Origin of the sequence: Streptomyces sp. NPDC050759 (assembly GCF_044456945.1) — a bacterium.
In the GTDB taxonomy this organism is placed as follows: domain Bacteria; phylum Actinomycetota; class Actinomycetes; order Streptomycetales; family Streptomycetaceae; genus Streptomyces.
Map to the genome: position 1 here is coordinate 81,177 of NZ_JBITGI010000028.1, position 17,390 is coordinate 98,566.

15 protein-coding genes are annotated in these 17,390 nt (G+C 70.6%); 9 read left to right on the forward strand and 6 right to left on the reverse strand.

Annotation, left to right across the window (positions count from 1 at the left end):
* Positions 1–9: 9 nt before the first annotated feature.
* A complete protein-coding gene (locus tag ACIBJB_RS45155) occupies positions 10–1,287 on the reverse strand; it encodes a M6 family metalloprotease domain-containing protein (protein WP_398939991.1) in 1,278 nt (425 codons plus the stop codon).
* Positions 1,288–1,540: 253 nt separating this feature from the next.
* Here ACIBJB_RS45155 and ACIBJB_RS45160 point away from each other — a divergent pair, with 253 nt between their 5' ends.
* Both ACIBJB_RS45160 and ACIBJB_RS45165 read left to right on the forward strand, forming a co-directional pair.
* Positions 1,541–2,185: a TetR/AcrR family transcriptional regulator gene (locus ACIBJB_RS45160; RefSeq protein ID WP_398939992.1), complete on the forward strand. Its 645-nt coding sequence runs from the start codon at positions 1,541–1,543 to the stop codon at positions 2,183–2,185.
* Between the two features lie 132 nt (positions 2,186–2,317).
* Positions 2,318–3,859: an MFS transporter gene (locus ACIBJB_RS45165; protein ID WP_398939993.1), complete on the forward strand. Its 1,542-nt coding sequence runs from the start codon at positions 2,318–2,320 to the stop codon at positions 3,857–3,859.
* Between the two features lie 106 nt (positions 3,860–3,965).
* On the opposite strand, the gene ACIBJB_RS45170 is transcribed toward ACIBJB_RS45165, so the two are convergent.
* Positions 3,966–4,475 (reverse strand): MarR family winged helix-turn-helix transcriptional regulator, encoded by a 510-nt coding sequence (locus ACIBJB_RS45170; RefSeq protein WP_390106632.1) that lies wholly within the window; start codon positions 4,473–4,475, stop codon positions 3,966–3,968.
* A gap of 117 nt (positions 4,476–4,592) precedes the next feature.
* Between ACIBJB_RS45170 and ACIBJB_RS45175 the strand changes: the two genes are divergently transcribed.
* Positions 4,593–5,384 carry a dioxygenase gene (locus tag ACIBJB_RS45175; protein WP_398939994.1) on the forward strand — a complete coding sequence of 264 codons (792 nt, stop codon included), beginning with the start codon at positions 4,593–4,595 and terminating at the stop codon, positions 5,382–5,384.
* A 17-nt stretch (positions 5,385–5,401) separates the two neighbouring features.
* Here ACIBJB_RS45175 and ACIBJB_RS45180 read toward each other — a convergent pair whose 3' ends face one another.
* Positions 5,402–5,932: a GNAT family N-acetyltransferase gene (locus ACIBJB_RS45180; RefSeq protein ID WP_398939995.1), complete on the reverse strand. Its 531-nt coding sequence runs from the start codon at positions 5,930–5,932 to the stop codon at positions 5,402–5,404.
* A 194-nt stretch (positions 5,933–6,126) separates the two neighbouring features.
* Here ACIBJB_RS45180 and ACIBJB_RS45185 point away from each other — a divergent pair, with 194 nt between their 5' ends.
* Entirely contained in the window at positions 6,127–7,125 is a 999-nt protein-coding gene (locus ACIBJB_RS45185) for a sigma-70 family RNA polymerase sigma factor (RefSeq protein ID WP_365652806.1), read from the forward strand.
* Positions 7,126–7,642: 517 nt separating this feature from the next.
* Here the strand turns inward: ACIBJB_RS45185 and ACIBJB_RS45190 are convergent.
* Positions 7,643–8,617 (reverse strand): helix-turn-helix transcriptional regulator, encoded by a 975-nt coding sequence (locus ACIBJB_RS45190; protein WP_398939996.1) that lies wholly within the window; start codon positions 8,615–8,617, stop codon positions 7,643–7,645.
* A 62-nt stretch (positions 8,618–8,679) separates the two neighbouring features.
* Between ACIBJB_RS45190 and ACIBJB_RS45195 the strand changes: the two genes are divergently transcribed.
* The 5 genes from ACIBJB_RS45195 to ACIBJB_RS45215 all read left to right on the forward strand — a co-directional run bounded on the left by ACIBJB_RS45195 (position 8,680) and on the right by ACIBJB_RS45215 (position 14,700).
* Complete coding sequence (locus ACIBJB_RS45195; RefSeq protein WP_398939997.1) at positions 8,680–10,197, forward strand: MFS transporter; 1,518 nt, start codon at positions 8,680–8,682, stop codon at positions 10,195–10,197.
* A 164-nt stretch (positions 10,198–10,361) separates the two neighbouring features.
* Entirely contained in the window at positions 10,362–11,123 is a 762-nt protein-coding gene (locus tag ACIBJB_RS45200) for a DeoR/GlpR family DNA-binding transcription regulator (RefSeq protein WP_398939998.1), read from the forward strand.
* Between the two features lie 12 nt (positions 11,124–11,135).
* On the forward strand, positions 11,136–12,083 hold the full coding sequence (pfkB, locus tag ACIBJB_RS45205; protein ID WP_398939999.1) for a 1-phosphofructokinase: 948 nt from the start codon (positions 11,136–11,138) through the stop codon (positions 12,081–12,083).
* Between the two features lie 193 nt (positions 12,084–12,276).
* Positions 12,277–14,346, forward strand: coding sequence for a fructose-specific PTS transporter subunit EIIC (locus tag ACIBJB_RS45210; RefSeq protein WP_398940000.1), 2,070 nt, complete (start codon positions 12,277–12,279; stop codon positions 14,344–14,346).
* A 99-nt stretch (positions 14,347–14,445) separates the two neighbouring features.
* On the forward strand, positions 14,446–14,700 hold the full coding sequence (locus ACIBJB_RS45215) for a hypothetical protein (protein WP_359378389.1): 255 nt from the start codon (positions 14,446–14,448) through the stop codon (positions 14,698–14,700).
* Between the two features lie 43 nt (positions 14,701–14,743).
* On the opposite strand, the gene ACIBJB_RS45220 is transcribed toward ACIBJB_RS45215, so the two are convergent.
* Positions 14,744–15,490 (reverse strand): DUF6227 family protein, encoded by a 747-nt coding sequence (locus ACIBJB_RS45220; RefSeq protein ID WP_398940001.1) that lies wholly within the window; start codon positions 15,488–15,490, stop codon positions 14,744–14,746.
* Between the two features lie 177 nt (positions 15,491–15,667).
* Entirely contained in the window at positions 15,668–16,894 is a 1,227-nt protein-coding gene (locus ACIBJB_RS45225) for an Ig-like domain-containing protein (protein ID WP_398940002.1), read from the reverse strand.
* Between the last annotated feature and the right edge of the window lie 496 nt (positions 16,895–17,390).

Genomic DNA, 17,390 nt, shown 5'->3' on the forward strand with positions numbered 1-17,390 from the left:
GCCCCGCCTCTACTCCCGCGTGACCCGTACCCGGTAGTCGCCGTCCCCGTCCGCCCCCACCACCCGCACCCGGACCCCCTGGCCCGGATCCCGGAACTCCTCGCCGACCGCGAACGACGCGTCGGAGAGCTCCGCGTGGACGTTGGGGCTCCGCGTGCACCCTCCGCTGTTGCGCCGCGCGTCGTACACCCGCACCGGGCCCCGCCCGGTGTCCACGTCCGCGTCGACCTTGTAGACGAGGACACCCGGCCGGCACACCGCCTCGTCGTTGCCCTCGCGGGTGCGGAGCTCGACCGCGTAGCCGGTGCGGCTGCCGAGGGGGACGAAGAGGAGTTTGGTGCCGGGTCCCGGCCGGGCCAGCGGGGTCAGGGTGTACTCCGAAGTCCCGCGCGCCGTCACGCAGTCGACCTGTGCCGCGGCCAGCCAGCCCAGCTTCCACTTGTGCCAGCCGAGGAGGTCGTTGTTGGCGCCCCAGTCCTCGCTCATGATGTCCCAGTGGCCGACCGCGCTCCCGCCCGCCTGGGTGTAGAGGTCGGGCAGGCCGAAGACATGGCCGTTCTCGTGGGGCAGGACCCGGTAGCCGGTCTGCGGGTAGGAGCCGGAGCCGTCGTCCTGGCGGGAGTAGACGAAGGAGGCGTTGGCGACCGGGACGCCGTCGGCGACCGGGGCGTCGACGTTGCCGGCGAAGCTCACCGACAGGACCGTGTCGAGGGCGGAGGGACCGGCGTTCGGGGTCACCAGCACGTTCAGGAAGTCGTAGGACCGGAAGTCCACCTGGGGATCGGCGGCGGTCACGATGTCCTGGACCAGCCGGCGGTAGCCCGGGTCGAAGGGGGCGCCGCGCTCTATGCCGTAGGCCCGGAACGACTTCGGCATGCGCAGCCAGTCGGTGATCGGGGCCTCGGGGCGGTAGTCGAGACGGCCGTAGGAACTGGTGCGGAACCAGTCCTGGGTCTGCGGGAAGAACTCGCGGAACCGGTCGAGCGCGGGCCCGGAGCCGGGTGCGTCGGAGAAGTCGATCATCAGGGTGAGGGCGTGGACGGTGCCGGTGGAACGGGAGTAGCCGCCGGGTGTGGGCAGGCCCTCGGACATCTGGACGGCCGGGCCGCCGCTGATCAGACAGGCGCCGTGGGCGTCGGAGCGGGCCACGGCGATCGGACCGGCGGTCGTGGCACCCGGGGCGAGGCGCTCGGTGCCGGCCGAGGTGCTGACCGCGAGGGTCAGCGCGGTCACGAACACGAGGGCGGCGATGCGGCGCGGGCGTATGCGGCGACTGGTCCACGGCATGCGGGCACCCTTCGGAGCGCGGCAGCCGCTGGTCGGAAGGCTGCACCTTCTCGATCACCCTCTGCCGGGGCAGGGACCGACGCGCGCTGGAGGAGACCGAACGTGGGTACCGCCAGGAATGTGACTCAGGTCACAACATGATTTCTCCTCAACCCGAAATAACCGGGGAGCGTCTCCCCGTTTAGACGTGTGTCCGAGCGAAACGGGGACTGAATCCCCGGATCGCGAAACCAGACCCCGAGGGGAGTGCACCGTGACCGCCACGACGACCGCACCGCGCAAGGCGCCCCGGCCCCGCGCCGACGCCCTGCGCAACCGCGAGCGGATCGTCACCGCCGCCAGCGAGATGTTCACCGAGTTCGGCCCAGACGTGCCGCTCGACGAGATCGCCCGCCGGGCCGGCGTGGGCAATGCCACGGTGTACCGCAACTTCCCCGACCGCGACGCGCTCGTCCGTGAGGTCGTCTGCTCCGTCATGGACCGGACGGCGGAGGCGGCCGAGCTCGCGCTCGCGGCGACCGGGGACGCCTTCGGCGCCCTGGAGCGCTTCGTGCACGCCTCCGCCGACGAGCGGATCACCGCACTGTGCCCGATGGTCCAGAGCACCTTCGACCAGTACCACCCCGACCTGGTGGCCGCGCGCGAACGCATCGAGCAGCTCGTCGAGCAGCTCATGGACCGGGCCAGGGCGGCCGGTCAGCTGCGCGGTGACGTGAGCGTCGGTGACCTGATGGTCGCCGTGGCCCAGTTGTGCCGGCCCCCGGCCGGCACGGGCTGCCTCACCCTCGACGGGTTCGTGCACCGCACCCTTCAGCTGTTCCTGGACGGACTGCGGGCCCCGGCCCGCTCCGACCTGCCGGGTACGGCGCTGAGCATGGAGGACCTCCGCCAGGCCTGATCCGATGACCACCGATTAGTTCAGAGCGCGAGAACAGTCAGCACCAACGACTTTCGACCGGCCGTCACCGAAGACGGACCGTCCCCTCAAGACATCTTTTTTCCGTCCCGAAGTACCGGAGTGGGTACCCCCATGTCTGACACAGCCGCAAAGGCTCCCGGCGCACCGGCCACGTCCGGTGACGCCAACCGCTGGAAAGCGCTCGTCTTCATCGCGCTCGCCCAGCTGATGGTCGTCCTCGACGCGACGATCGTGAACATCGCTCTGCCGTCCGCCCAGACCGACCTGGGCATCTCCGACGGCAACCGTCAGTGGGTCGTCACGGCCTACGCCCTCGCCTTCGGCGGCCTCCTGCTCTTCGGCGGCCGCATAGCCGACCTGTGGGGCCGGAAGAACGCCTTCGTGGTCGGCCTGATCGGCTTCGCGCTGGCCTCCGCACTGGGCGGCGCGGCCACCAGCGGCGCCATGATGTTCGGCGCCCGTGCCCTCCAGGGCGTCTTCGGCGCGCTGCTCGCGCCCGCCGCGCTCTCCCTGCTCGCCGTGATGTTCACGGACGCCAAGGAGCGCGCCAAGGCCTTCGGCATCTACGGCGCGATCGCCGGTGGCGGCGGCGCCGTGGGCTTCATCCTCGGCGGTGTGCTGACCGAGTACATGGACTGGCGCTGGACCTTCTTCGTGAACATCCCGTTCGCGATCGTGGCCGCGCTCGGCGCGTACTTCGTCATCCGTGAGCCCGAGGGCGGCCGCAACCGCAACCCGCTCGACATCCCCGGCGTCCTGCTGTCCACCCTGGGCCTGGTCGCACTGGTCTACGGCTTCACCCGCGCCGAGTCCAACGGCTGGGGCGACTCCCTGACCGTGGGCATGTTCGTCGCCTCCGCGGCCCTGCTCATCGCGTTCGTCGTCACCGAGGCCCGTACCAAGGCCCCGCTGCTGCCGCTGCGCGTCATCACCGACCGCAACCGCGGCGGGATCTACCTCTCGCTCGGTATCGCGATCATCGCGATGTTCGGCACCTTCCTGTTCCTCACCTACTACCTCCAGATCGTGAAGGGCTTCACGCCGATCAAGACCGGCTTCGCCTTCATGCCGATGATCGTCGGCATGATGGTCGGCTCGACGCAGATCGGCGCCCGCCTGATGACCCGCGTCCCGGCGCGGCTGCTGATGGGCCCCGGCTTCCTGGTCGCCGCGGTCGGCATGCTCCTCATGACCCAGCTGGAGATCGGCTCGTCGTACGCCTCGATCATCCTGCCGGCGATGCTGCTGCTCGGCCTCGGCATGGGTACGGCGTTCATGCCGGCCATGTCCCTGGCCACCCTGGGCGTCGAGCCCCGGGACGCCGGAGTCGCCTCCGCGATGGTCAACACCTCGCAGCAGGTGGGCGGTGCGATCGGTACGGCCCTGCTGAACACGATCGCCGCGTCCGCCACGACCTCCTACATCGCCGACCACATCGGCTCCGCGACCTCCAGGTCGCAGCAGCAGCTGGTCGCGCTGGAGGGCCAGGTGCACGGCTACACCAACGCGATCTGGTTCGCCGTCGGCATGCTGGTGCTCGCCGCGGTGATCGTCGTGACCCTCGTCAACGCCGGCCGCACGGACACGGCCACCGTGACCGGGTCCGGCGAGGGCGCCGAGGAGGAGCTGGCCATCCCGGTCGTCGCCCACTGACGGCGACCGGCCGGTCGTACCCCTTCGAGAACCACGTACGTACGGGGAAGGGGACGCCCCGTACGTACGACCCCAGGAACTGCCCTGGCCCAGCTGAGTGAGCGGCTCAGCGGAGCCAGGGCAGATCCGCGCCCGCCTCGTTCGGCTGGAGTCCCTCGGCGACGATCTGCATGATCTCGCCGAGGGACTTCTGCTGTTCCGGGGTGAGCCGGTCGAAGACGGCGTTGCGTACGGCCCGCACATGGCCGGGCGCGGCGCCCCGCAGCATCTCCAGGCCCGGGTCCGTGAGCACCGCGAACTGGCCGCGCTTGTCGTCCGGGCAGTCCTCCCGGCGCACCCAGCCGTTGCGCTCCAGACGGGCGATCGCGTGGGAGAGACGGGACCGGGTGATCTTCGCCTTCATGGCCAGCTCGGTCATCCGCAGCCGCCGGTGCGGGGCCTCGGCCAGCCCCACGAGCAGCCCGTAGTAGATGTGCGGCATGCCGGCGTCCCGCTGGAGCTGGCGGTCGAGGTGATCCTCGAGGAGGGTCGTGGCGTGCACATAGGAACGCCAGATGCGCTGCTCTTCGTCGTCGAGCCACTGGGGCTCCTCGTCGGGGACGGATGCCGTATTCATGTATCCCACTCTACGAGCTTTCTCCTTGAAGCTTAAACAAATGAGGCGTACAGTCATGTCAAGAAGCTTTAAATTTGAAGCACTGCCCGCATCGGAAGTACCGGAGGAGTCCCCGCCATGTCCGCCGACACGCTGGAGCGCATGCCCGCCCTCTATCTGAGTCACGGCGCGCCGCCGCTCGCCGACGACCCGATCTGGCCCGGTGAGCTCGCCGCCTGGTCCGCGGACCTGCCCCGTCCCAAGGCGATCCTCATGGTCTCCGCCCACTGGGAGGAGGCCCCCCTCGCCCTCGGCGCGGTACGGACCGTCCCGCTCGTCTACGACTTCTGGGGCTTCCCCGAGCACTACTACAAGGTGACGTACGACGCCCCCGGCGCCCCCGAACTCGCCGATTCCGTACGCAAGTTGCTGCGCGCCCCCGGCGTCCCCGTACAGGACATCCCGGACCGCGGACTGGACCACGGCGCGTATGTCCCGCTGGTCGAGATGTTCCCGAAGGCCGACATCCCCGTCCTGCAGATCTCCATGCCGACCCTCGACCCGGTCAGGCTCATGGAGATCGGCCGCAAGCTCGCCCCGCTGCGCGACGAGGGCGTCCTGATCGTCGGCTCCGGCTTCTTCACCCACAACCTGGCCGCCCTGCGCCACACCGGTTCCGGGGTGCCCACCTGGTCCTCCGAGTTCGACGACTGGGGCCGGCGGGCGCTGGAGACACGGGACGTGGACTCCCTGCTGGGCTTCCTCAACAAGGCTCCGGCCGGGCGCTACGCCCATCCGCGCACCGAGCACTTCGCGCCGCTGTTCGTGACCATGGGCGCGGCGGACGTGAGCGGCGAGCTGGACGCGCAGAAGTCCGTCATCGACGGGTTCTGGATGGGGATGGCGAAGCGGTCGGTGCAGTTCGGCTGACACCCGCCGGCGAGGGCTTACAGGTCCTTCTCGTACCAGGCCACGTCCCAGTAGCGGCCGAACTTCCGGCCCACTTCCCGGTAGGTGCCGACGTGCCGGAAACCGAAGCGTTCATGCAGCCGCGTGGACGCTTCGTTGGGCTGTGCGATGCCCGCGTAGGCGCGATGCAGGTCCTCGTCGGCCAGGGCCTCGAAGAGGGCCTTGTAGAGGAGGGTGCCGATGCCCCGGCCGCCCGCGTCCGGGGCGAGGTAGACGGTGACCTCCACGGAGGTCGCGTACGCGGGCTTGGCACGGAAGGGGCTGGATGTGGCGTACCCGAGGATCCGCTGTGAGGTTCCTGTCGGGTCCGTGTCGGTGGCAACCATCAGACGGTACGGGCCGTCTTCAGGGTGGGAGAGCAGCCAAGGGCGGCGCTCTTCCGGAGTGAAGACGGCGGTGTCGAATGTGATGGGCGTCTCACGAACGTAGTGGTTGTAGAGGTCGGTGAGAGCACCGAGGTCGCTTTCGGCTCCCGGCCTGACCTGCACCTCTGTACGTTCCGACGGCATCATGCCTCCTCGTGTGGCCGGACAGGGTACTGCAAGATCAGAAAAATAGCGGCACGCCTTGGGAATTCTGTCCGGTTTCCAGTCGTTGTTTCCATCGGATGCAGGGCACCCGAGGAGAGTCCGGAAGCAAACCGGAGCCGGGACCCAGCGTCCGAAGGACCACCCGCTGACCCAAACATCGCAAGGGAGCACGCATGGCAACCCGTGCCGTCGCCCGTCGTAAGTCCGCCACCGGCGGGTCTACCGACGCGGCGCGCAGTGTTCGCGTCCATGGCGGCGAGATCGCCGACCGCGACCTGGTCGGCATGTACCTCGACGAGATCGCGCGTACGCCGCTGCTCGACGCCGCCAAGGAAGTCGAGCTGTCCCAGATCATCGAGGCGGGTGTGTTCGCCCGACAGGTCCTCGACGGGTACGAGGAAGCCAAGGCGGACGCCACCCGCGAAGAGCTGGAGGCCCTGGTGGAGGAGGGGGAGCGCGCCAAGGACGTGTTCATCCGCTCCAACCTCCGCCTGGTCGTGGCCGTGGCCCGCCGCTACCCCCGCAGCGGTCTGCCCCTGCTCGACCTGATCCAGGAGGGCAACGCCGGCCTGGTGCGCGCGGTCGAGAAGTTCGACTACCGCAAGGGCTTCAAGTTCTCGACGTACGCGACCTGGTGGATCCGTCAGGCCATCACCCGCTCCATCGCCGACCAGTCCCGCACCATCCGGCTGCCCGTCCACCTCGTGGAGGAGCTGGGCCGCATCCGCCGTGTGCAGCGCGAGTTCAACCGCGAGCACGGCCGCGACCCGGAGCCCGCGGAGATCGCCGCCGAGCTCGGCTCCAACCCGGAGCGCGTGATCGACGTCCTGGACTGGGCCCGCGACCCGGTCTCGCTGAACATGTCGGTGGACGACGACGGCGACACCCAGTTCGGTGACCTGCTGGAGGACACCTCGGCGGTCTCGCCGGAGCAGTCGGTGCTGACGCTGCTGCGCAGCGAGGAACTGGACGACCTCATCGGCCGCCTCGACCAGCGCACCGCTTCCATCATCAAGATGCGGTACGGCATCGACGACGGGCGCGAGCGCACGCTGACCGAGGTCGGCAAGGAGCACGGCCTCACCCGTGAGCGGATCCGGCAGATCGAGAAGCACGCCCTGCTGGAGCTGAAGAAGCTGGCGCGGTCCACCGGGTTCGACGCGGCGGCGTAGGCGGGGTCTGCCCGCGTACGCCGGGTGGCGAAAGACCGCGTAAACATGGCCGTACTAGGCCGCTTCAACTTGGCGGACCCTGGGAACAAGACTTCAGGGTCCAGGTGTTCGGGTCCCGGAGGCCATACCTTCGGACCCTCCTGAACCAAGTCCCGACGCAATCCCCCCCGGCGCCGGGACTCTCCCCGAGCCGGACTTCGGCGCCCCTCCCCCCGGGCGCCGGGGTCCGGCTCTTTCTGCGCCCGACAAACGGAACGGTGGGTCACCCCGTACCTGAACCACGGGGTGACCCACCGAATGGCAGATTCTGTCACATCGGCATGGTGCGCCGGTTGTGAGCAGGTCCGTCGTGGTGCGGAGTGCGGCGAACGGTCCGTTGTGGTGCGCGAGGTGGCGAACGGTCCGTCGTGGCGCGGGTGACTGCAACTCCCCAGGGGCGCGGGGAACTGCGCGACCAGCCCCCACCGGCCTGCAGACGCGCAAGGGCCCGGCGAGGCACCCCCCGTAGGCGCCCCGCTCAAGCCCCGCGCCCGCGGCCCGCCCGGACCAGCCGTCCCCCCAACTCCCGTACCGCCTCGACCAGTTCCGCAGGTTCCTCCACACGGAACTCCACCCCCGTCATCGCCAACCGCACCGCCATCCACTCCACCGCGTCCCCCACGGTCGCCCGCAACACGCACCGCCCCTCCCCGAGAGCCTCCGGCACCCCCATCCACGCCGGCACCCGACCCCCCACCACCGTCACATCCGCCTCGAACGTCACGGCGATCTCGTACGTCTCCTGACGGCGGTACATCGACTGCCGCAGATACTCCGCCGCGCTCCCCGTCGGCAACTCCCGCGGAGCGAACCGCGCCCCCGTGGCGAAGGGATCGTCCACCCGGTCGACCCGGAAGGTCCGCCAGTCGCCGCGGTCGAGGTCGTAGGCGACGAGGTACCACCGCCGCCCGGTGGAGACCAGACGGTACGGCTCCACGACGCGTCGGGACTCGGCCCCGTCCTTCGCCCGGTAGGCGAACCGCAGCCGCTCGTGCCCGGCCACCGTGGACGCCATCACCGTCAGGGTCTCGGTCGGGATGCTCGCCCCGTCCCCGCTGGTCAGCGGAGTCGTCGCGGCCTGGAAGGTGGAGACGCGGTGCCGCAGGCGGGACGGCAGGACCTGTTCCAGTTTCGCCAGTGCCCGCACCGACGCCTCGTCCATCCCCTCGACCGCGTGCCCCGCCCCCGCCCGCAGCCCGACCGCGATGGCCACCGCCTCCTCGTCGTCGAGGACGAGCGGGGGCATGGCCTTGCCCGCGACGAGCCGGTACCCGCCGTCGGAGCCCTTGGTCGCCTGGACGGGATAGCCCAGCTCGCGGAGGCGGTCGACGTCCCGTCGGACCGTGCGTCGGGAGACCCCGAGGCGGTCGGCGAGCTCACCGCCGGGCCATTCACGGGGCGTCTGGAGGAGGGAGAGGAGCGTCAGGAGCCGTGCCGGGGTGTCCGTCGTCATGAGTTCGAGGATGCCGTAGAACTAGGACACGATCTGACCTAATGGGGTCGTAGCTTCACGGTATGACCTCCACCGAGACCACATCCACCGCTGTACAGCCCGCCGCAGGCGACCGGCGTCGCTGGTTCGCCCTCGCCATCGTGATGACCGCGGCCTTCATGGACCTCGTCGACGTCACCATCGTCAACATCGCCATCCCGTCCATCCGGAAGGACGCCGGTGCCTCCGTCAGCCAGATCCAGTGGATCACCGCCGGCTATGCCCTCGCCTTCGCCGCGGGGCTGATCACCGGCGGGCGGCTCGGTGACATCCACGGGCGCAAGCGGCTGTTCCTCGTCGGCATCGGCGGGTTCACGCTCGCGTCGGCGCTGTGCGGCCTCGCCGCGAACCCGGAGATGCTGGTCGCGTCCCGGATCCTGCAGGGCGGCATGGCGGCGATGATGGTGCCGCAGGTCCTGTCGATCGTGCACGCGACCTTTCCGGCCCATGAGCGGGGGAAGGTGTTCGGACTGTTCGGCGCGGTCGTGGGGCTCGGGGCCGTCTCCGGTCCGCTGCTCGGCGCGCTGCTGACCGAGTGGAACCTGTTCGGGCTCGAGTGGCGGCCGATCTTCCTCATCAACCTGCCGGTCGGGATCATGGGACTCGTGCTCGGGAGCCGTTTCATCACCGAGTCCAAGGCCCCGCGGGCACTGAAGCTGGACCTGGTGGGCGTGGCCGTGGTCGTGCTCGGGCTGCTGATGCTGCTCTACCCGCTGACCCGCGGCGAGGAGCTGGACTGGCCGGTGTGGGGATACGTGTCGATGGCCGGCGCGCCCCTCGTGTTCGCGGCGCTGGTGGCGTACGAGCGGCGCAAGGCCGCGCGGGACGGGTCGCCGCTGGTCGAGCTGTCGCTGTTCAGGGTGAAGAGCTTCGCGGCCGGCATCGCGGTGCAGACCGTGTTCGGGGTCGGGCTCGGCATCTTCTTCCTGGTGTGGACGCTGTACATGCAGACCGGGCTGGGCTGGAGCCCGCTGCGTGCGGGGCTGACCGGGGTGCCGTTCTCGATCGCCGTCTCCACGGCGGCGGGTCTGTCGGTGCAGCAGCTCGTCCCGCGCTTCGGGCGCAAGGTGCTCCAGGCCGGGGCGCTGCTGATGGCGGTGGGTGTGCTGCTCTACCTCTGGGAGGCCGGGCGGTACGGCATGGGGATCAGCTCGTGGCAGATGGCGTTGCCGCTGGTCGTGATGGGTGGCGGCATGGGTCTGATCGTCGCGCCGCTGACGGACGCGGTGCTCTCGGAGGTACCGCGCGAACACGCCGGTTCGGCGTCGGGGCTCATCAACACCGTGCAGCAGATGGGCAACGCGCTCGGACTCGGACTGGTGTCCGTGGTGTTCTTCGGGGTCATCGGCGACGACCTGCGATCCGCTCAGGTGGGCCCGGCCTTCGTGGACGCCTTCCAGCACGCGCTCGGGTGGGTCGCGGCGGTGATGGGCGTGATCTTCCTGCTGATGTTCGCGCTGCCGAAGCGGCCCGCGCAGCACGTGGAGGGGGCCGCCGACCTTCCTGCGGTGGAGGAGAAGGAGCCCGAGCTCGTGTCCTGAAACCCGGGTGAGGGGCCCGGCACCTCCCAGGTGCCGGGCCCCTCGTGTGGGTCCGGAAGTCCGTTCATGCCCGGATCGCGCCCGAACCTGTTTACTTTCCGGAAATGCAGGCGTAGCCTCCCTCTGAAACCACACGTTCGGGCATGGATCGGAGGCGAACGGACATGTACGCACCGGAGCGGCAGCAGGAGATCCTCCGGCTCGCTCGGGACGGCGGGCGGGTGGACGTCGTCTCGCTGGCCGAGGAGTTCCAGGTCACCGCCGAGACCATCCGGCGCGACCTGAAGGCCCTCGACCGCGCGGGGCTGCTGCGCCGGGTGCACGGCGGGGCCATCCCGGCCGGGCGCCTCGACTTCGAGCCGGACCTCGCCGAGCGCGAGACGACCGCGGCCGACGAGAAGGACCACATCGCCAAGGCGGCCCTCGCCGAACTGCCGACCGAGGGCACCCTGATCCTCGACGCCGGTACGACCGTCGCCCGCCTGGCCGCCGCCGTCCCGCTGGAGGCCTCGCTCACCGTCGTCACCCACAGCCTGCCGATCGCGGCCCGCCTCGCGGACCACCCCGGCATCCAGCTCCATCTCGTCGGGGGGCGCGTACGGCACCGTACGCGCGCCGCGGTCGACGCCTGGGCGCTGCGGGCGTACGGCGAGATCCGGGCCGACGTCCTCTTCGTGGCGGCCAACGGCTTCTCCGCCGATCACGGTCTCACCACCCCCGACCTCGCCGAGGCCGCGGTCAAGCGCGCGGCGATCGCCGCCGCCCGCCGGGTGGTCCTGCTGGCCGACTCGGCCAAGCACGGCCAGGAGCACTTCGCCCGCTTCGGCGACCTGAGCGACGTGGACCTGCTGATCACCGACAGCGGGCTGAGCCCCGACGACGCCGCCGTGATCGAGCGCGGCGGCACGGAAGTGCTGTGTGTTTAGGAACGAGTGCGCATGATCCTCACCGTCACCCCGAATCCGTCCCTGGACCGTACGTACGAGGTCCCGTCCCTCGAGCGCGGTGAGGTCATCCGCGCCACCGGTGAACGCATGGACCCCGGCGGCAAGGGCGTCAACGTCTCGCGCGCCGTCACGGCCGCCGGGCAGCGCACGGTCGCGGTCCTGCCCCTCGGTGGTGCGCCGGGGGCGCTGGTCGCCGACCTGCTCGACGCGCAGGGCATCGAGGTCGCGCCGGTGCCGGTCGCCGGGGCCACCCGCTCGAACATCGCGCTCGCCGAGTCGGACGGCGTCCTCACGAAGATCAACGCACCGGGTCCGGAGTTGTCCGCCGCCGAGCAGGAGCTCCTGCTGGAGACCGTGCGCGAGCAGTCGCGCGACGCCTCGTGGATCGCGTGCTGCGGGAGCCTGCCCCGGGGGCTCGCGCCGTCGTGGTACGCCGAGGTGGTCGCGCGGGCGCACGCCGGTGGTGCGCGGATCGCGCTGGACGCCTCGGGGCGCGCGCTCCTGGAGGCGCTGCGCGAACGGCCCGACGTGGTGAAGCCGAACGCCGAGGAGCTCGCGGAGGCCGTCGGGCGCCCTCTCGCGACGGTGGGCGACGCCGTGAAGGCGGCCGAGGAGCTGCGGGAGATGGGCGCGCGCGCCGTGCTCGCCAGCCTGGGCGCCGACGGGCAGCTGCTCGTGGACGGCTCGGGCGCCTGGTTCGGCAGCGCGCGCGTGGAGGTCGTACGCAGCAATGTCGGCGCCGGCGACTCCTCGCTGGCCGGCTTCCTTATCGCCGGCGGCAGCGGCCCCGAGGCCCTCGCCTCCGCGGTCGCGCACGGCGCGGCGGCCGTCCAGCTGCCCGGCAGCGAGATGCCGACGCCGGACGACCTGGACCCGGCCGCGGTGACGGTCACGACCGAGGTGCCCATGGACCGCGTACTGACGGAGCCGGTCTCATGACCGGCCCGATCCATTCCCCAACGGTGGCGAACCGTACGGCGACGAGCCGCGCGGTGGCGAACCGTACGGCGACGAACCGTACGGCGACGAACCGTACGGCCACCACCCCCGAAACCCCACACCGCTGCACCCCCGTCCCCCTCACCACCGCCCACCCCACTCCCCGGGCGATACGCGTGCGAAGGAGCCCGCGATGAGCGACATGATCACCGCGGACCTGGTCGATCTCGACCTGTCCGCCGACACCAAGGAAGCGGCGGCGCGTGCCCTCGCCGAGCGCATGGTCGCCCTGGGCCGGGTGACCGACCTGGAGGGCTTCCTCGCCGACGTGGCCGCCCGCGAGGCACAGATGCCGACCGGCCTCGACGGCGGGATCGGCATCCCGCACTGCCGGAGCGTTCACGTCACCGAGCCGACCCTCGCCTTCGGGCGCAGCGTGGCCGGGATCGACTTCGGCGCGGCGGACGGCCCCGCCGACCTGATCTTCCTGATCGCCGCACCGGCCGGCGCGGACGACGCCCACCTGACGATCCTGTCCTCGCTCGCGCGCCAGCTGATGAACGCCGAGTTCACGGACGCGCTGCGGTCGGCGGGGAACGCGGAGAGCGCCGCGGCGCTGATCCGTGGGGACGAGGCACCGGCGGAGGCGGCCCCCGAGGCCACCGCGGGTGCCGGTGAAGACTCCGTTGCGGCATCGGCGGCGGCCTCCGCCGATGCCGCAACGGCCAGTGCCGCGGCGGAGCCGGCGCAGGACGCGCGCCCCTTCCGGATCGTCGCCGTCACGTCCTGCCCGACCGGTATCGCCCACACCTACATGGCGGCCGAGTCGCTGGAGAACGCCGGCCGCGAGGCGGGTGTCGAACTCGTCGTCGAGACGCAGGGCTCGGCCGGCTTCGACCGGCTCGACCCGGCCGTCATCGCGGCGGCGGACGGCGTGATCTTCGCGCACGACGTCCCCGTACGTGACAAGGACCGCTTCGCCGGCAAGCCCACCGTCGACGTCGGGGTGAAGGCGGGCATCAACCGCCCGGCCGAACTCATCACCGAGGTCCGCGGGAAGGCCGAGCGCGGCGAGGTCAGCGCGGCGGGCCGACCCGGCTCCACGCCGGTCGAGCGGGCCGGAGAGTCCGGCGACAGCTACGGCACCAGGCTCCGCAAGTGGCTGATGACCGGCGTGAGTTACATGGTCCCGTTCGTCGCCGCGGGCGGTCTGCTGCTCGCCCTCGGGTTCGCGATCGGCGGCTGGCAGATCGCGAGCGCGCCCTCGGTCATGAAGCACTTCTCCTGGACCGAGATCGACAGCTGGGGCGCCCTGCTGTTCCAGATCGGCCAGGTCGCCTTCGGCTTCCTCATCCCGGTCCTCGCCGGATACATCGCGTACGGCATGGCGGACCGCCCCGGTCTGGTCCCGGGCTTCGTCGGCGGAATGATCGCCTCCAACATCGCCGCGGGCTTCCTCGGCGGCCTGGTCGCCGGTCTGCTGGCGGGTGGTGTGGTCCTCGCGATCCAGCGGATCAAGATCCCACCGGTGCTGCGCGGCATCATGCCGGTGGTGGTGATCCCGCTGATCTCCTCGCTGATCGTCGGCTTCCTGATGTTCGTCGTGGTCGGCAAGCCCATCGCCGAGGCCCAGAAGGGCATGACGGACTGGCTCAACGGCCTCTCCGGCTCCAACGCCATCCTGCTCGGCATCCTGCTCGGCCTGATGATGTGCTTCGACCTCGGCGGCCCGGTCAACAAGGTCGCGTACGCCTTCGCCACCGCCGGCATCGCCGTCCAGGACCCGAGCGACTCCGCGATGAAGGTCATGGCCGCCGTGATGGCCGCGGGCATGGTCCCGCCGCTGGGCATGGCGCTGGCGACCACCGTCCGCAAGAAGCTCTTCACCCAGACCGAGCGCGAGAACGGCAAGGCGGCCTGGGTCCTGGGCGCCTCCTTCATCTCCGAGGGCGCGATCCCGTTCGCCGCGGCCGACCCGCTGCGCGTCATCCCCGCCTCCATGGCGGGCGGCTCGGTCACCGGCGCCCTGTCGATGGCCTTCGGCGCCACCCTGCGCGCCCCGCACGGCGGCATCTTCGTGGTCCCGCTGATCGGCAGCCCGTTCCTCTACCTGATCGCCATCGCGGCGGGCGTGTGCGTCACGACCGCATTGGTGGTCGTCCTGAAGAGCATGCGCAAGCCGGCTCCGGGGACGGCGGCCACCGCGGCGCCGGAGGCAGCCGACGCCCCGACGGCCGAGCAGAAGCAGCCGGTCGCCGCGTAACCACTGCCCCTTTGGGGCGGCTGTGAGTTGTTCACGGCACCTGCGAGATACGTCACGGTCCGGGACCAAAGTCCCGGACCGTGGTGTCTACTGGAACGCATGCCTGAGCACGTCTCCGTCTACCAGTTGCTTGGTATGACCCTTCTTGTCCTGGTGGCCGTCGCCTGGGCGATCGGGCTGGCCGTCATGCTGCGCCGCGGCCGCCACGAGGCCGCGCTGTGGCGCTCCGGCCATGGTCTGCCCGCCCTGCCCCACCAGCGCCAGACCGGCCCCGGCCGTGAGTCCGTCGAGCTGACGCCGGCGGAGGAGGACGCGTTCGCGGGTCTGGTACGACAGCTCAGCGGCGGCCGCTGACACGGACGCCGGAGTCGGACGTACGGGGGCGTGAGTGAGCCCCTCAGGAGACCTGAGCCGCGCGCCGCTCCATGGCGTCGCGGGCCGCGTCCTCGGTGACGTACACCTCGCACATGTGCCGCCCGTCGGGCGTCGCCGTGTGCTCGACCTCCCACAGGGAGATCTCCGCGCCGTCGCGCAGCAGGAACGCGTGCTCGTACAGCGAGAAGGCAAGTCCGGCGCGCGCCGCCCGGCACGGGCGCCCGAACGCCTGCGTGATCTGGTGGGCGAACGCGTCGGCCAGCAGCGCCGCCGTCTCCGGGCCCGGCCGGTCCGTGTTCTCCGCGCGGCGCAGGAGCCGACGCGCGTGGTCCGCCGAGTCGTCGGGGACGTAGGCGTGCCGCGGTGTCTGCACGGCTGTGAGCTGCACCGTCACCGGCAGCTCGAAGTCCGGGGTGTCCGGCGGTAACGGCAGGCGCGCGGTCGCCGCACGCACCTCCTCCTCGTCGACGTACACCTCATGCTGCGGAACGCTGTCCCGCGCGGTGTTGTGGACGAGCTCCCACAGGGTGAGCGCCGAACCGTCGGCGAGCAGCCATGTGTGCCGGTACGTCTCACGGTGCAGCCCCGCGCTGTGGTGCGCGGAGTGCAGCGAACTGTCGTGCGCCAGCGCGCAGTCCAGTCGCCGTATCGTCTCGTCGGGCAGCTCGAAGGAGTTCAGGGCACGACCGAGGAGCCGCGCGAGGTGCTCCTCCGGAGACCCGGGCGACTCGGGTGGTTCGTACGCTGCCGTCTCGTACGGAACGCTCAAGGTTTCTCCCGGCGTTGCTGCATGTCACCTTGTGGGTGCATACCGTAGCCCCTCGGTCGGACATCATGTCCGGGAACCGAGAAAACGTACGCCCGGAAAACGCCCGGGCCGCGCAGGATGTTCCCGCGCGGCCCGATGATCCGTCAAAACCCCCCGGTCAGAGGGCCCTTGCGGCACTCAGGACGTACTGACGGCACTCCCCGCGACCCACTCGTTCCACGACATGTTCCAACCGTTCAGCCCGTTGTCGGGCGCCACCGTCTTGTCGGGGGAGTTCTTGACGATCACCACGTCCCCGATCAGCGAGCTGTCGTAGAACCACTTGGCCGGGGTGTCCGACTGCCCGCCCTTGACGTCCTGCAGCCCGACGCACCCGTGGCTGGTACCGGTGCGCCCGAAGGGCGGATTCGCCTTGTTGTACCAGTAGTTGCCGTGGATGAAGGTCCCCGACTGCGTCAGCCGCATGGCGTCCGGAACGTCAGGAATGTCGTACGCGTTGGCCAGCGCGACCGTCCTGCTGTCCATGCGGATCTTCTTGTACTTCTCGGAGATCACCATCTGCCCGTTGTACGTGGTGAATTCCGGGCTCCCCGTAGAGATCGGCACCGACTTCACGGTCTGCCCGTCCCGCACGACCTTCATGGTCTGGGTGTCCGCGTCCACGGTGGACACCTGAGAGCGCCCGACCGTGAAGCTGACGGTCCTCTCCTGCACGCCGGTGACGCCGTTGGCGCCCTCGACCCCGTCCAGGTCGATCTTCATCGTGACCTTGGAGCCGGCCTTCCAGTACTCCTCGGGCCGGAAGTCGAGCCGCTGCGCCCCGAACCAGTGCCCGACCACCTGCTGCCCACTGCTGGAGCTGACGGTGATGTGCGACTGCACGGCCTTCTTGTCGCTGATCGCCTTGTCGAAGCTGAACGACACCGGCATCCCCACGCCGACCGTCGTCCCGTTGTCCGGCGTGTACGTCCCGATGAAGCTGTTCGCCTTGGAGACGGTCGTGAAGACGGACTTCGCGGCCACGGACTTGCCGTCCGAGTCCTTCGCCGTCGCGGCTATCTCGTACTTCGTCCCCCGCTCCAGCTGCTCCTCGGGCTTCCAGCCCTTCCCGCCGGCGACCATCTCCCCCGGCACGTCCTGCCCCGTGCCCGCCACCGTCATCTTCACGCCGGTCAGCGTGCCGTCACTGACCTTCACGCCGGTCGAGTTGATCGACGCGCCCGTCGAACCGTTCTTGGCAGAGATGACGATCTCCGCCGCGGAGGTCTTCGCGGGGTCCTTGCCGCCCTTGCCTTCGCTCCCGGCGTCGGAGTCGCCTCCGCACGCGGTGAGGGTGAGGGCGCCGACCATCAGGACGGCACAGGCCCCCAGCGCGCGCCGCGCTGCTATGTCCGGCGTTGTCACGAGATGCTCCAGATTCATGTGAGGTGCGCTGTCCGCTCCACTCCGTGAAGAAAGAGGGACCCGGTCCCCGCCCGGGTTCCCTGCCAACGCGACGAATGCCATGCCGTGACAGAACCCGGACGATATGCGGGGGTGCACTTGAGGTTGGCGGGGGCGCCTATGGGTGTGCCGGGTCAGGTTGTCGGGCGGCTGCGGGCCGGTGGGGGCTGGTCGCGCAGTTCCCCGCGGGCCGCATGCGCGGGGCTTGGGCCGGGCGCCTACGGGGGTGCCGGGTCAGGTAGTCGGGCGGCTGCAGGCCAGTGGGGGCTGATGGCGCAGTTCCCCGCGCCCCTAGGGAGTTGCAGTCACCTGCGCCACGATGGACCGTTTGCCGCGTACGGCGCGCAGGGGACGGGGTGGGGGGTGTCCGCCCGCAGCGGCCGGCGTCCGTTACCGAGCACCACTCAAGAAACCGAGCCGCCGGACCGAGGACGGACACCCCCCCCCCCCGCCCCCC